The 15,305-nt window shown below is 31.1% G+C and carries 11 protein-coding genes and 1 pseudogene; 4 read left to right on the forward strand and 8 right to left on the reverse strand.

The window, feature by feature from the left end; genetic code table 11:
- Window positions 1-22 precede the first annotated feature (22 nt).
- The gene (gene mutS / locus ABY298_RS05685) at window positions 23-2,605 is read right to left on the reverse strand and encodes a DNA mismatch repair protein MutS (protein WP_372745051.1); all 2,583 of its coding nucleotides are present in this window, start codon (window positions 2,603-2,605) and stop codon (window positions 23-25) included.
- A gap of 148 nt (window positions 2,606-2,753) precedes the next feature.
- Between mutS and ABY298_RS05690 the strand changes: the two genes are divergently transcribed.
- Window positions 2,754-3,284, forward strand: coding sequence for an RNA methyltransferase (locus ABY298_RS05690; protein WP_372745041.1), 531 nt, complete (start codon window positions 2,754-2,756; stop codon window positions 3,282-3,284).
- A 111-nt stretch (window positions 3,285-3,395) separates the two neighbouring features.
- Here the strand turns inward: ABY298_RS05690 and mgtE are convergent, their stop codons facing one another.
- Genes mgtE through ABY298_RS05710 form a run of 4 tightly spaced genes read right to left on the reverse strand, consistent with a single transcriptional unit; the run spans window position 3,396 to window position 7,684 of the window.
- On the reverse strand, window positions 3,396-4,748 hold the full coding sequence (gene mgtE / locus ABY298_RS05695) for a magnesium transporter (RefSeq protein ID WP_372745042.1): 1,353 nt from the start codon (window positions 4,746-4,748) through the stop codon (window positions 3,396-3,398).
- Window positions 4,738-5,514 (reverse strand): 16S rRNA (adenine(1518)-N(6)/adenine(1519)-N(6))-dimethyltransferase RsmA, encoded by a 777-nt coding sequence (gene rsmA / locus ABY298_RS05700; RefSeq protein ID WP_372745043.1) that lies wholly within the window; start codon window positions 5,512-5,514, stop codon window positions 4,738-4,740. Before rsmA ends, mgtE begins: the two co-directional genes overlap by 11 nt.
- 2 nt (window positions 5,515-5,516) lie before the next feature.
- Window positions 5,517-5,849, reverse strand: coding sequence for a DUF4286 family protein (locus ABY298_RS05705; RefSeq protein WP_372745044.1), 333 nt, complete (start codon window positions 5,847-5,849; stop codon window positions 5,517-5,519).
- A gap of 59 nt (window positions 5,850-5,908) precedes the next feature.
- The gene (locus ABY298_RS05710) at window positions 5,909-7,684 is read right to left on the reverse strand and encodes a tetratricopeptide repeat protein (protein ID WP_372745045.1); all 1,776 of its coding nucleotides are present in this window, start codon (window positions 7,682-7,684) and stop codon (window positions 5,909-5,911) included.
- Between the two features lie 135 nt (window positions 7,685-7,819).
- Between ABY298_RS05710 and ABY298_RS05715 the strand changes: the two genes are divergently transcribed.
- Window positions 7,820-7,963: a hypothetical protein gene (locus ABY298_RS05715; protein ID WP_372745046.1), complete on the forward strand. Its 144-nt coding sequence runs from the start codon at window positions 7,820-7,822 to the stop codon at window positions 7,961-7,963.
- Here ABY298_RS05715 and serS read toward each other — a convergent pair.
- The 3 genes from serS to ABY298_RS05730 form a co-directional block, all read right to left on the reverse strand.
- Window positions 7,956-9,230: a serine--tRNA ligase gene (gene serS, locus ABY298_RS05720; protein ID WP_372745047.1), complete on the reverse strand. Its 1,275-nt coding sequence runs from the start codon at window positions 9,228-9,230 to the stop codon at window positions 7,956-7,958. The genes ABY298_RS05715 and serS overlap by 8 nt on opposite strands.
- Window positions 9,231-9,297: 67 nt before the next feature.
- Window positions 9,298-9,738, reverse strand: a complete 441-nt coding sequence (locus tag ABY298_RS05725) for a hypothetical protein (RefSeq protein WP_372745048.1) — start codon at window positions 9,736-9,738, stop codon at window positions 9,298-9,300.
- A gap of 103 nt (window positions 9,739-9,841) precedes the next feature.
- The gene (locus ABY298_RS05730) at window positions 9,842-10,786 is read right to left on the reverse strand and encodes a bifunctional riboflavin kinase/FAD synthetase (protein ID WP_372745049.1); all 945 of its coding nucleotides are present in this window, start codon (window positions 10,784-10,786) and stop codon (window positions 9,842-9,844) included.
- Window positions 10,787-10,944: 158 nt separating this feature from the next.
- Here ABY298_RS05730 and ABY298_RS05735 point away from each other — a divergent pair, with 158 nt between their 5' ends.
- Together ABY298_RS05735 and ABY298_RS05740 are read left to right on the forward strand one after the other, a co-directional pair.
- A complete protein-coding gene (locus ABY298_RS05735; protein WP_372745050.1) occupies window positions 10,945-14,778 on the forward strand; it encodes a reprolysin-like metallopeptidase in 3,834 nt (1,277 codons plus the stop codon).
- A gap of 161 nt (window positions 14,779-14,939) precedes the next feature.
- Window positions 14,940-15,305: pseudogene (locus tag ABY298_RS05740) on the forward strand (hypothetical protein); the annotation flags it as partial.

Raw genomic sequence — 15,305 nt, forward strand, 5'->3', positions numbered from 1 at the left:
TTTTCGTTTTTAAATAGTTTAGCTATTTTGACGCCTTTTTTGTTAACATTCGTTTAATTTCATTCAATTTCATTAGAGCTTCAATAGGTGTAAGCGTATCAATATTAGTAGAAAGAATTTCTTCTTTTATATCTTCTAACAAAGGATCGTCTAACTTAAAAAAGCTCAATTGCATATCATTTTCAGCAGCGTTTTTTAATGTTTCTTTAACCTCAGAATTGGTGTGATTTTTCTCGAGTTGCTTTAACATTTTACTTGCTCTATGAATTACAGAGCTTGGCATTCCGGCTAATTTAGCAACGTAAATACCAAAACTATGTTCGCTTCCTCCAGGAACTAATTTTCGTAAGAAAATAACTTTATCTTTTAATTCTTTTACCGAAACATTAAAGTTTTTAATACGATCAAATGTATTAGTCATATCATTCAATTCGTGGTAATGTGTTGCAAATAATGTTTTTGCTTTTGACGGATGTTCGTGTAAATATTCGGCAATTGCCCAAGCTATTGAAATTCCGTCATATGTGCTTGTTCCACGTCCAATTTCATCTAATAACACCAAACTTCTGTCCGAAATATTATTTAAAATACTTGCAGTTTCGTTCATTTCTACCATAAAAGTAGATTCGCCCATTGAAATGTTATCGCTGGCGCCAACACGTGTAAATATTTTGTCTACAATCCCAATTCTTGCGTTTTGAGCCGGAACATAACTTCCCATCTGCGCCAGTAAAACAATTAAAGCGGTTTGACGTAAAATAGCAGATTTACCACTCATATTAGGACCGGTAATCATAATAATTTGCTGTAAATGGGTGTTTAAAACAACATCATTTGCAATATATTCTTCTCCAATTGGTAATTGCTTTTCAATTACTGGATGACGACCATTTTTTATTTCTAAATCGGTGCTTTCATCTAATTGTGGACGTACATAATTATGTTGTTTGGCAATTTGTGCAAAGGAACATAAACAATCTATTTGCGCAATAAGTTGTGCGTTTAATTGTATTGGTTGAATATAATCTATTAAATTACTGATTAACTCGGCAAATAATTCACTTTCAAGTTTCCCAATTTTTTCTTCTGCACCTAAAATTTTGGTTTCGTATTCTTTTAATTCTTCAGTAATATATCGCTCGGCACTTACCAAAGTTTGTTTACGAATCCAATCGGTAGGTACTTTATCTTTATGTGTGTTTCTAACTTCAATATAATACCCAAAAACATTATTAAATGCTATTTTTAATGATGTAATTCCGGAACGCTCAATTTCGCGAGCCAACATAGCATCTAAATAATCTTTTCCTTTGGTTGAAATAGCTCTTAAATCATCCAATTCTTTTGAAACACCTTCGGCAATTGCATCTCCTTTGTTAATATTTACCGGCGCATCTTCGTTTAAAGTTTTTGTTATTTTTTCACGAAGCGTATTGCAGTTTTGTAATTGTTCGCCAATTATTTTTAAACTTTCGTTATCACTTTTTTCAGCAGCTTCTTTTATTGGAATAATAGCATTTAAGGAATTTTTAAGCAATACAACTTCACGCGGATTTACTTTTCCGGTTGCAACTTTAGAAACCAAACGCTCAATATCACTAATTTGTTTAATTTGAAAGGTTGTTAACTCAAAAAAGTCATCATTATCTATTAAATATTTTACAATATCGTGACGTTTTTTTATTCTGCTAATATCTTTTAAAGGCAATGCCAGCCAGCGTTTTAATAAACGTCCGCCCATTGGCGAAATGGTTTTGTCAATTACATCTAAAAGCGTTACTGCATTTACCGAAGTTGAATTGTACAATTCTAAATTACGGATGGTAAAACGATCCATCCACACATAATTATCTTCAGAAATACGGTTAATTACGGAAATATGTTCCAGTTTATTATGCTGCGTTTCCGATAAATAATATAGCACGGCACCTGATGAAATAATTCCTTCATTTAATTCATCAACACCAAAACCTTTTAACGTTTTTACTTTAAAATGATTGGTTAATGTTTCTAACGCATATTCCGATTGAAAAATCCAATCTTCTAAATAAAATGTATAAAATCGGTCGCCAAAAAGCTCTTTAAATTTATTTTTATGTTGTTTTTGAACCAACACCTCGCTTGGGTTAAAGTTCTGTAACAATTTATCTATATATTCACTGTTTCCTTGTGCGGTTAAAAATTCACCTGTTGAAACATCTAAAAAAGAAATTCCAAGGAGTTTTTTTCCAAAATGTATGGCCGCTAAAAAATTATTGGTGTTAGATTGTAAAACTTCATCATTTAAGGCAACACCAGGAGTTACTAATTCTGTAACACCACGTTTTACAATAGTTTTGGTCATTTTTGGATCTTCCAACTGATCGCAAATGGCAACACGCATTCCTGCTTTTACTAATTTTGGTAAATACGTATTTAATGAGTGATGCGGAAAACCTGCTAAAGCAGTTTCTGTTTCGCTTCCAGCACCACGTTTTGTTAAAATAATTCCTAAAACTTTAGATGCTTTTTTAGCATCTTCTCCAAAAGTTTCATAAAAATCACCAACTCTAAACAGTAACATTGCATCAGGATATTTTACCTTAATGGCGTTGTATTGTTTCATTAAAGGTGTGACTTTCTCTTTTTTTGCTGCCAATTTTATAGGAAATTAAGTTAGTTTTGCGAAGTTACATTTTATATTTATAATTCCGAATTGGAAATTATGAATTATGAATTGCACAATTTAACAATTAAACGAATAAACCCTAGTAATGAGGAAATTAAAAAATAGTGAACTGGGCAGATTAAATGTGGAAGAATTTAAACAAACTGCAAAGATTCCTTTAATAGTTATATTAGATAATATTAGAAGTTTAAATAATATTGGTTCGGTGTTTAGAACCAGCGATGCTTTTATTATTGAAAAAATTTACCTGTGTGGAATTACTGCAAAACCTCCGCATAAAGATATTCATAAAACTGCTTTAGGAGCAACAGATTCTGTTGATTGGGAATATGTAGCAGATACACTTGATTTGGTTGAAAGATTGAAAGGTGAAAAGGTTAAAATATTGGCGATTGAGCAAGCTGAGGATAGTACAATGTTGCAAGATTTTGAGGTTGAACCCAACCAAAAATATGCGGTAGTTTTTGGAAACGAAGTAAAAGGTGTTCAGCAAAAAGTAGTTTCGGCAAGTGATTATTGTGTGGAAATTCCACAATTAGGCACAAAACATTCGTTAAATATATCTGTTAGTGTTGGTGTTGTTTTATGGGATTTGTTTAAGAAAATGAAATTTTAAAAACTTATTTTGCATTAAGGATTGAAGCATTTGTTTGAGCTCTTTTAATTGTTGAAAACAATAAAAAAGCGAGTGCGTAAAGCCTGACACGCAGTGGAATGCCCAAGTAATTTAGAAGCCTAAAATTAATTTTGCTATTGAAAAATAGATTAATATTCCTAAAATATCGTTACTTGTTGTTATAAAAGGACCTGTTGCTAAAGCTGGGTCAATACCACGTTTGTCTAAGATAATAGGTACAAATGTGCCAATAATTGAGGCGATTATAATGACTGAAATTAAGGAGATAGAAACAGTAATTCCTACTTTTAATTCAAAACCTAGAAAGAACATTCCGGCAGACATTAATAAAGCTGCTAAAACAAAACCGTTTAATAAACTTTGTGAAACTTCTTTTAAAAGTCGGTTCCAAAGTGATCCTCTTAAACTATCATTGGCTAACCCTTGCACAATAATTGCGGAAGATTGTACTCCAACATTTCCAGCCATTGCGGCAATTAGCGGTGTAAAAAAGAAAAGTATTGGATATTGATTCATAGCTTCTTCAAATCCTCCTAAAATGGAAACACTTACAAAACCACCAAATAACGCTAAAATTAACCAAGGTAACCGAGCTTTGGTAAGTTCCCAAATAGTATCATCGGCTTCAACATCTTGCGATATACCTGCTGCCATTTGGTAATCTTTTTCGGCTTCTTCTTTTATTACGTCAACAATATCATCAATAGTAATTCTTCCAACTAAGCGTCCTAATTCATCAACAACCGGAATAGCTTCCAAGTCGTATTTTTGCATCACTTTAGCAACATCTTCAGCATCATCATTTACGTTTACTGAATCAACTTTTTTTATAAAAATATCTTTAATTGCTGTTTTTGTAGAAGTTGTTAAAAGGTCTTTTAATGATAATCTTCCCTTTAAAATATCGTTATCATCTACTACATAAATAGAATGAACTCTGGAAACTTCTTCTGCTTGTGCACGCATTTCTTTAACACAGGTAAGTACATTCCAGTTTTCATTTACTTTTACTAACTCTTTTGCCATTAAACCTCCGGCAGTATCTTCATCGTATCGTAAAAGATCAATAATATCTTTGGCGTGTTCCTCATCTTCTATATGAGAAATTACCTCTTTTATTTGCTTATCGGAAAGTTCGGAAATAATGTCGGCAGCATCATCGGTATCTAATTCGGAAATTTCATCGGCTATTTCTTTTGATGAAAGCCTTTTTAAAATACTTTCTCTTGTATCGTCATCTAATTCTGCAATTATTTCAGAAGTTACATCGCTCTCTAATAATTTAATAATATAAATTGCCTCGTCATATTCTAATTCTTCAATAATTTCAGCAATATCGGCATAATGCACTTCTTCTAGCATTGCTAAAAGTGTATTTTCCTTATTTTCAGCAATTAATTGTTGAATTTGTTGAATATAATCTTTGGTAATTTCAAATGCCATCGTTCTCTATTTTAGATGTGAGATTGATAAATTCCTGAACCGATAATTGTTCTGGGCGTTTTGCAAAGATACTATCTTCTCTTAAAGAATCCGATAGATTCAATGTTTTTAAACTGTTTCGCAAGGTTTTTCTGCGTTGTTGAAAAGCAGTTTTTACTACTTTGTAGAATAATTTTTCATCCACAGGAAGTGTATAGTTTTCTTTTCTAACCAATCTAATAACTCCAGAATCTACTTTTGGAGGTGGATTAAAAACTGTTGGAGGAACGGTAAATAAATACTCAACATCGTAAAAAGCTTGTGTTAAAACTGATAAAATTCCATATACTTTGCTACCAGCTTTTTCGGCAATTCTTAAAGCTACTTCTTTTTGAAACATTCCTGAAAATTCTGGTATTTGATGGCGATTTTCTAATGTTTTAAAAACTATTTGAGAAGATATATTATAAGGGAAATTTCCAATTATTGCAAAAGGCTCTGTACCCATATACTCGGAAATATCAATTTTTAAAAAATCTTTTGAAATTATACGGTCTGCCAAGTTTAAATAATGCGCTTGTAAATATTCAACCGATTCTGTATCAATTTCAATAACGTGAGTTGTAAAGTCTTTTTTAAGTAAATACTTTGTTAAAACACCCATTCCAGGACCAATTTCCAATACATTTTTATAACCATTACCCAACAAGCTATCTGCAATTTTTTGTGCAATTAGTTCATCTGTTAAAAAATGTTGACCTAGGTGTTTTTTTGCTTTTACACTCATAATTAATTGTTTATACTCACACTAAATTGTTCGCTAATAATTTTAAGTTCAGTTCTAAACGAAACTGCTTTTTCGCCAAATAATAGAAAAGCTTCTTGTTGAAGTTTTGGAGCATCTGTTTTATAATATTCTTCCAAAGTTTGCATATTTTCGGTTGTGTATTGAACGGCATAAGTTACACCTCCCATTTCTTCATCAATTAAAACTTGTACCATTTTTGCTGTGGTAAATTTTCCAGTAGCAAGCATAGCCGGAATATGTTTTGATTTCATCCAATGTAGCCATTGAGTATGGATAGTTTCATCTACATTGGTTGTTTCGTTATATATATACATTTTGTTTTTATTTATATGTTGTAATTGGTTAAAGTGTTTAAGGGGTAAATGTTTTATTTTTAATTTAACTGATCACCTCTCAAATCTCGGAATTTTTTTCGAGCATCTACTAAAAATATGCTAGAAGGATATTCAAATATAATTTTCTGATAATATTCTTTTGCTTTTTCTATGTTTTGAAATTTATTTAAATACAGTTCGGCTAAATAAAAGATGGCGTCATCAGCCAAAATATCATCTTTATTAAGGGCTATAATTTGCAAATAATTTTGCTCTGCTTTTGTAAGCTGATTTGTTTTTTCAAAAAGTTGCGCTTGTTTAAATAAAGCTTCATCTTCAATAGGATGTTCTTTATAGGTGTTTAAAAGCACTTGCAATGTATCAATTGCTTGTTGGTTTTTATTTTGAAAAGCTAATAAATCGGCTTTTGCATACGTTTTTAAGGCAATTTTTAAACTGTCTTTTACTGCGTTGTCGGTAATTAATAAATTTAAATCGAGTGCATCATTAGCAATTAATTGCGAAGTTGAATTTTTTAATACTTTTAATTGTGATTGTGCCCATTCAAAATCGCCTTTAAAATACGATGTTTGTGCAATTTTAAAACGCGCCGTTTGTCCAATAGTATGGTTTTTTAAATCGTTTTGTACTTGCGTGTAATAAATTAACGCCGAATTAAATTTGTTTGTAAAGACTAAAATATCAGCCAATTTTGTTTTTAAATAGCCAGTTTGAAATTCGTTAATAGGCATATTTAATGCTTCTTTTAAAACTGAGATTCCATTTTCTGGTTCGTTTTGTTTGAAAGCTAAAAACTCGGCATAAATTGCTTGTATGCCAATTGTATTTTGATTTTTGCCATATTGTGTGAATATTTGTTGAAACTGATTTTCAATGCTTTCATTTGAAGCATTTGTATCCATATCAATTTCTAGTAAATACAATTTTGCGGTTAATTCGGTTTCTAGATTTGGAATATTTTCCAATACAAAACGGAAACAATTTTTTGCAGCTTCGTACGATTTATTTTCAAAAGCAATTTTACCAATATCCATTATAGGCTCTAAACCACCTCCATTCCTTTTAAAAATAGCTTTCTCTTGAATTAATGCTTTTTCATATTCTTTTTGTTGCATAAATAACCAGCTCAATAAATCGTTCCATATAGTAAGCGGATTGCTTTGTAGCTGTTTTAACAACAATTTTTTTAATATATTATTATAATTATTTTCGGCATCATCCGTTATAAATCTTCCCATATAACTTTTAGATGTTGCCAGTAATGCGTCGTTTTTAGAAACCATATTTAAATATGTGGTAAACATATTTTCAATTTCTCCTTTTTCACTGTAAATTAATGCTATTTGAAAGTTGTAATTAGCATTTGGTACAAGGTTCATTGTTTTTTTATAGGCTTCTAAAGAAAAATCGAGTAGGTTGTTGTCCTGAAAGGTTTTTCCTATTAAATAGCCTAAATTTGGAAATGCATCAATAATATCAATGGCTTTTTTATAATATTCGTTGGCTTTTTCTTGTTGATGTTGCAATTGATAGTTGTAACCTAATTCTATTAATAAATACTCTTGATTTTTATACGATGAAAGTTGTTTGTTTATAATAGTTGTTATTTCATCAAATTTTTCTATTTGCTGATAAGAATCAATTAAGAAACTTAAATAAGTGGAATTATAGGGGTTATTTTCATGCAGTGTTTTGAATAAATATGCAGATTTTTCATATTCGCCATTTCTAAAATATTGATACGCTAATTCTGGTTCCTGCGCAGAGATTTGTGCAGAAAAACAACAAAAAAGTATGAATATTAAATAGCGCATTTTCTAAGTTTATCAATCAAATATAACGTAAACAAGTGTTAAAGTTTTTATAAATACCGGTTATTTTTAAAAATGAGCTGTTACGTTTTGGCACGGAAATTGTCTTAGGGTTATAAATAACTAAATTTTACAACCATGAACGATATAATCAAACACTACGAAACTGCTAAAAAGAAAGCGTTAAAATTCATGAAAAAAGGTCAAATCAATGCATATTTTGATGCGTTAATTGAAATGAACCATTACAAAAAATTATTAATAACTATTCAGTCTAATTAATTAGTTCAAACCCGCAATAAGGTACTAAAACTTTAGGTATTTTTATGCCTTCTGGTGTTTGGCAGTTTTCTAATAAACCTGCTAAAACACGTGGTAATGCTAACGAGCTTCCGTTTAAAGTGTGTGCTAATTCGCTTTTACCTTCACTATTTTTAAAACGAAGTTTTAAGCGATTTGCCTGAAAATTTTCAAAATTAGAAACTGAACTTATTTCTAACCAACGATCTTGTGCTGTTGAGAACACTTCAAAATCGTATGTTAGTGCAGAAGTAAAGCCCATATCGCCACCACATAAACGTAAAATTCTGTAGGGTAAATTTAATTCTTGTAAAATACTTTTTACATGATTTACCATACTATCTAAAGCTGCATAAGAATTGTTAGGGTGCTCTATACGTACAATTTCTACTTTATCAAATTGATGTAATCTGTTTAAACCACGAACGTGCGCTCCGTAAGAACCAGCTTCGCGTCTAAAACATGGCGTGTATGCAGTTTTGCAAATAGGAAACTCATCTTCTTTTAAAATAACATCTCTAAAAATGTTGGTAACTGGAACCTCAGCCGTAGGAATTAAATATAAATTATCTTGCGCATCGTGGTACATTTGTCCTTCTTTATCTGGCAATTGACCAGTTCCAAAACCTGAAGCTTCATTCACCAAATGTGGTACCTGAACCTCATCATAACCAGCGGCAGTATTTTTGTCTAAAAAATAGTTAATTAAAGCGCGTTGTAATTTTGCGCCTTTGCCTTTATAAACTGGAAAACCTGCTCCTGTAATTTTATTTCCTAGCTCAAAATCTATAATATCGTATTTTTTTGCTAATTCCCAATGTGGTAAAGCATCTTTATGTAAAACCGGAATTTCACCTTCTTCAAATACATTTAAATTATCATCTGCAGAAACACCGTTTGGTACTATTTCATTTGGAATGTTTGGAAGTAAATACAGTAATTCCTGTAGCTCGTTGGCTTTATTTTGAAGACTTTCGGTTAAATCTTTAGATTTTTCTTTTAAAATACCTGTTTTTTCTTTTAAAATAGCAGCTTTTTGCGTTTCTCCAGCTTTAAAAAGCATTCCAATGTCTTTCGATAATTTATTAGATTCGGCAAGCATTGCATCCAATTCTGTTTGAATTGCTCTGCGTTCTTCATCTGCAGCAATAGTTTTTTCAACTAATTCTAATGCGTTTTTAAAATTTCTTTTGGCTAAACCTTTTAAAACAGTTTCCTTGTTTTCTCTAATAAAAGCTACTTGTAACATTGTTTTTTCCTTTAAATGATGCGCAAATTTAAGAAAATGCTGCTAATAGTAACTATTTAGTTTCATTTCATTTTAAAGAAATAGTTTCGTTTATTTCTGAAATTATTTGAGGAACTTCGGTAATTGTAAAATCTAGCTTAAAATTAACACTGTCTTTTGCTGTTTGGGTAATTTTAAACGTACCATTTTTTATGGGATAATAACCTGTAGCACCTTTGCAATAACACAATCTGCCAAAGTAAAGTTTTATAGAAGAAAGGTCTTGGTTTGTTAGTGACATTTCAGAAATAGTAGTCTCTAATTCCGCATAAATAATTTCAGTATAATTGCTGTCTTGCAATTCTTTTATCGGTTTTTTTTGAAAAGTATATTTAAACAATGTTTTATTTCCTTCAGAAATTATTGGGTACAAAATGCCAAATTCATCTTCCTTAAACTCAATAGATTTATTAGGGATAAGCTCTAAGCTGCAATTTCCATTTTCAGGGCAAATAATAGAATCTATCATTGTTGGTGTTTTTATTTGAAAATTAAAACTTTTGCAAGAGCTAAAGCTTATAAGTAATAGTACTGCGAAACAAATATTTTTTTTCATAAGGCTTAATTTATAACTAATTACTTTCAAAAAAAGTGCCATTTATATATTCTAAAGATTTTTGTTTGTCTTTATTAAGTTGGCTTTTTAAATACTCAATAGAGTCAAATTTCTTTTCTTCTCTTAAAAATGTTAAAACTTCAATTTTTAAAACTTGGTTGTATAAATCTTCATCAAAATCGAAGAAATTAATCTCAATAGTTTGATTTTTTCCGCTAACAGTTGGTCTGTAGCCAATATTCATCATTCCATAAATTAATTTGTTATTAATGCTAGATTTTACAATATAAGCACCTGTTTTTGGAATTAATTTATAAGTTTCCTTTATTAAAATGTTAGCTGTTGGAAATCCTATTTTTTTACCTAAATTTTTACCTTTTACCACAGTGCCAATTAGTGTAAAGTTATAGCCTAAATAGCTATTTGCTTTTTGTATTTCGCCTTGCTCTATAGCGCATCTAATTTTTGTTGAACTAACGGTAATATTGCTAATATCTTTCTGAGAAATCTCTGTAACTTCAAAATTAAATTGCAATCCAAATGCTACCAAACTATTAAAATTTCCTTCTCGGTTTTTTCCAAAATGATGATCGTAACCAATAATTAATTTCTTAATATTTAATTGATCTACTAAAATAGTTTTAACAAACTCAAAGGCAGATAAATTTGCAAATTCATCGGAAAATTCCTGAATAATAAGGGTGTTTAAACCAATGTTTTCAAGTAATTCAATACGTTCATCAATAGTGTTTATTAACTTAATATTGGCGTTTTTCTGAAGCACCATTCTGGGGTGAGGAAAAAAAGTTAATAAAACTGATTCAGCATTATTTTTTTTAGCACTTTCAACTAAATTTTTTATAACTTTTTGATGCCCTAAATGCACACCATCAAATGTACCAATGGTAACAAATGATTTTTTAGTAGATGCATACGTAGCTATATTTTTGAATATCTTCAAAATAAATAAATGTATAAATGAATTTAGTTTGCAAAAATACCTTTTTTATTAGAATGTTATAAAATAGTAGCATTGTTTTATAAACAGTTATAAAAATTGTGAACATATTTATTAAATTATATCTTTGCTAGCATTCATGCCTCAAATAATTTATTACCATGATAAAAATTGATAAAAGCCTATTAAGCATATTTTTTATGTTGTTTTATTTCTGTTCTACTGTTTTTAGTCAGAGTTCAGATGAAATATGGCAAAAAGGAAGTTCGCTAAATAAGAGTACTTCTCAAGAGTTTAAAAGAAAAAATCTTCCAACAAAATATAACGATTTTACCTTAGACATAACTTCACTTAAAAGTAAACTTGGTAAAGCACCAAAAAGAAGTGGAACAAACGCCAAGTCGGGTGTAGTAATTAGTTTTCCTAATGCCAATGGTGAATTGGAACAATATAGTGTTTTAGAAGCTTCTGTTATGGAAGATGAACTTCAAAACAAAAACACTTCTATAAGATCTTATGTAGGTAAGGGTATAAATAATGCAAGTGCTACAGTTAGATTTAGTGTAACGCCAATGGGTTTGCATGCTATGATTTTAAAAGATGGCGAATCTACCGTATATATTGACCCTAAAGGGATGAATAACGATGGTTATTTAGTGTATTCAAAAAGTAGTTTACCATCAATTGAGCCTTTTGTTTGTAAGTTTGACGATGTTAATACCGATGTAAAAACATCAAGTAGTAGTAGTGTTAATGCGAAGGTAGAAAATGCAAACGATGGAATGTTAAGAACTTTTAGATTGGCAATTGCAACTACAGGAGAATATTCTCAATATCATTTAACAAATCAAGGAATTTTAGCTACAGCAACAGACGATGAGAAAAAAACAGCTGTTTTATCTGCAATTGTTACAACAATGACGCGTGTAAATGCTCTGTTTGAAAGAGATGTTGCATTAACCATGGTATTGGTATCAACAAATAAGAATATTATTTTTTTAAATGCAACTACAGACGGCTTTACAAATGATGATGGCTCAACGTTAATTGATGAAAGTCAAACTAAAATAACTTCCATAATTGGAGTTTCAAATTATGATATTGGACATACATTTAGCACTGGAGGTGGTGGTTTAGCACAATTAAATTCTCCTTGTACAACCTACAAAGCAAGAGGTATAACAGGCTCTAGTAGTCCAATTGGCGATGCTTATGATGTTGATTATGTTGCCCATGAAATGGGACATCAATTTGGTGCGCACCATACCTTTAATAGTACTGCAAATGGTTGTAGTGGCAATGTTAATAGTGGTACCGCAGTAGAACCAGGAAGTGGAAGTACTATTATGGCATATGCAGGTTTATGCTCTCCATATAATGTTCAAACGTATAGTGATGATTATTTTCATTTGGTAAGTATAAGAGAGATGTGGAATAATATTTCTGCAGGTTATAGTACTTGTGGAGTTCAAACAAGCACTTCTAATGCTGTTCCGGTTTTAGATGATTTAAATAATTACACGCTGCCAATTTCAACACCTTTTGCATTATCAGCAAACGCTACTGACACTGCAGGAGATAATTTAACGTATACTTGGGAACAATTAGATACCGAAACAACAACACATCCATTAGTATCTACAGCTACCGGAGGTCCAGCATTTCGTTCTATAAAACCATCAACAGTATCAACAAGATATTTTCCAGACATATCTACCGTTTTAGCTGGAAGTTTAAAAAGTACTTGGGAAGTTTTACCATCCGTATCAAGAACTATGAAGTTTGGTGTAACAGTTAGAGATAATGTATTACTAGGTGGGCAAACTGCCAGTAAAGAAACAACTCTTACTTTTGATGCTAGCGCTGGACCGTTTAAAGTTACCTCTCAAAATGTAGCTGAAACTTGGCAGGCAGGAACGGCACAAACTATTACTTGGGATGTTGCAAATACAAACATAGATCCTGTTAGTTGTGAGTATGTAAATATTTTATATTCTAAAGATGGAGGATCAACATTTACTACAGTTTTAGCATCTAATGTTTCTAATGATGGAAGTCATATAATTGTAGCGCCTACTGAGGAATCGACGCTAGGAAGAATAAAAATTGAAAGTGTTGGAAATGTATTTTATGCCGTAAATGCTGCAAATATTACAATTCAATCTTCTGAGTTTATAATGAGTTTTGATGAGTATACAAAAAAAATATGTGTACCAAATAGCACAACTTTTAATTTTACATATAACACTTATTCCGGATTTGCAGAAGAGACAACTTTTTCAGCTTCGGGATTACCAAATGATGCAATAGCTACATTTAACCCAACAAAAGCGCAAGCAGACGGAGCTTCTGTAGAAATGGTTATTAGTGGTTTAAAAGCTAGTGATATTGGAGAGTTTAATATTTCTGTAACAGGTACTCCTGCAACAGCTTCACTTGCTAAAACAACAGCTGTTACTATAAATGCCTTTTCAACCACAATTGATTCTCCAACTCTTTTGTCACCAGAAAATAATGAAATAAGTGTTTTAAAACCCTATAGTTTATCATGGGAAAATGATGTGAATGCTGAAGAATATACAGTTGAAATTTCAACGGATAATGCATTTTCAACAATTACAGAAACAGCAACTTTAACGGAGAAGGAATATCTTCCAAGCAATTTGCAATTAAATACTAAGTATTATTGGAGAGTTAAAAGTTTAAATCGTTGTGGGGAAAGTGATTTTTCTTCATCTTTCAATTTTACAACTGCTGACGAAGTTTGTAGTTCTGTAAGTTCTACAGACGTGCCAGTTTCTATTCCAGATAACTCTACAACAGGAGTATCTTCTAAAATTAGTATAACCCAAAATAAAATTATTACAGATCTTAGTTTAACGGTGAATATTACACATCCTTGGGTTGGAGATTTAACACTAGAATTAATTAGTCCTACTGGAACTACTATTGTGTTGGCAACTAATTTAGGAGACGATGGTGATGGCTATACCAGTACAACTTTTAGTGATTCTGCTACCAACTCAATTAATTTAGGTATTGCGCCTTTTTCAGGGTCTTATACATCACAAGAGAGTTTGAGTACCTTTTTAAATGAAGAGTCATATGGCGATTGGAAGTTATTTGTTGTTGATGGAGGCGCTGAAGATGTTGGGTCAATAGATAGTTGGAGTTTAAACATTTGTGGAGTTATTGTTGTGAGTGATGATGATGATAAAGATGGAGTTTTAAATAGTAATGATCTTTGTCCGTATACAACATTAGGTGCTGATGTAGATGAAACTGGTTGCGAAGTGTTTACTTTGTCTTCCTCAAATTTTACTTTTACAACAGTAAGTGAAACCTGTCCAGACAAAAATAATGGACAAATAACAATTACCGCATTAGAAACACATACTTACCAAGCAACTATTAACGGAACAGTTTATAATTTTACCAATAATAGTTTAAGTGTTACTGGTTTAGAGCCAGACACGTATGATGTTTGTATTTCAGTTACTGGAGAAAATTATGAACAATGTTATATTGTTACTATTGCTGAAGGCACTACTGTTTCAGGAAAAGCAATTATAAATTCTTCAAAGGCAGAAATTACTATAGATCAAGGAACAGCACCTTATATTGTATTTATAAATGATATGGAAGTATTACAAACCAGCGACTCAACTTTCCCTGTTGATGTAAAGCAAGGCGATATAGTGCTGGTAAAAACTGCCATTGAATGTGAGGGAATATTTTCAAAAACTGTTGATTTGTATGAAAATATACTAGCGTACCCAAACCCAACAAAAGGAAATTTTGAAATTGCAATACCAACAGATAATAAAAATGTGGTAGTAGAATTATATTCTGTGCAAGGTCAATTAATTTCAAAATATAGTTACCCGGTGGTTAGCAGTAAAATTCAATTGAGTTTAGAAAATAAACCAAGTGGTTTGTATTTTGCTAAAGTTATTTTAGATCAACCAACAACTATTAAAATTCTAAAACAATAAAAAAGATTATTCTAAACAACTTTAAATAGATGAAATATCTGTAAAATTGAAAACAGATACTTTTAATAGTACTTAGAAAAATAGCAATAAAGAATAAAATTAATTAGATAGTATAAGCATTAAAATAAAAAAGTAAATTTGTATTTTAAAATAAATAAGAAATGAAAAAAATTTTAGCAACTATAGCACTGAGTAGTATATTATTTTCATGTGGCGGTGGCGGCGGAAGTGACACTCCAGATCCGGTAGAAACAAATGAAGCTCCTACAGTACCAACATTAACGTACCCAACTAATAACTTACTATGTATAGATAATTCAGTGGTGTTTACTTGGGGTGCATCAACAGATCCAGAATCAAACGCAATAACCTATACTATTGATGTTTCTAAGAGTTCTACATTTGCAACTTTAGCGCATACTTTAACTAGTACTACAACTACAAAAACTATAGCGCTAGAAAAAGGAGTTGCTTACTATTGGAGAGTAAAAGCTACAGATAGTAAAAGTGCTTCTAGTGATTATTCA

This window comes from Lutibacter sp. (genome assembly GCF_041596795.1).
Taxonomy (GTDB): Bacteria; Bacteroidota; Bacteroidia; order Flavobacteriales; family Flavobacteriaceae; genus Lutibacter.

What these genes read in the sequence shown, in the direction of transcription:
- mutS (WP_372745051.1), bottom strand. Translation starts at nt 2,605, where the DNA reads ATGAAACAATACAACGCCATTAAGGTAAAATATCCTGATGCAATGTTA.
- ABY298_RS05690 (WP_372745041.1), top strand. Translation starts at nt 2,754, where the DNA reads ATGAGGAAATTAAAAAATAGTGAACTGGGCAGATTAAATGTGGAAGAA.
- mgtE (WP_372745042.1), bottom strand. Translation starts at nt 4,748, where the DNA reads ATGGCATTTGAAATTACCAAAGATTATATTCAACAAATTCAACAATTA.
- rsmA (WP_372745043.1), bottom strand. Translation starts at nt 5,514, where the DNA reads ATGAGTGTAAAAGCAAAAAAACACCTAGGTCAACATTTTTTAACAGAT.
- ABY298_RS05705 (WP_372745044.1), bottom strand. Translation starts at nt 5,849, where the DNA reads ATGTATATATATAACGAAACAACCAATGTAGATGAAACTATCCATACT.
- ABY298_RS05710 (WP_372745045.1), bottom strand. Translation starts at nt 7,684, where the DNA reads ATGCGCTATTTAATATTCATACTTTTTTGTTGTTTTTCTGCACAAATC.
- ABY298_RS05715 (WP_372745046.1), top strand. Translation starts at nt 7,820, where the DNA reads ATGAACGATATAATCAAACACTACGAAACTGCTAAAAAGAAAGCGTTA.
- serS (WP_372745047.1), bottom strand. Translation starts at nt 9,230, where the DNA reads ATGTTACAAGTAGCTTTTATTAGAGAAAACAAGGAAACTGTTTTAAAA.
- ABY298_RS05725 (WP_372745048.1), bottom strand. Translation starts at nt 9,738, where the DNA reads ATGATAGATTCTATTATTTGCCCTGAAAATGGAAATTGCAGCTTAGAG.
- ABY298_RS05735 (WP_372745050.1), top strand. Translation starts at nt 10,945, where the DNA reads ATGATAAAAATTGATAAAAGCCTATTAAGCATATTTTTTATGTTGTTT.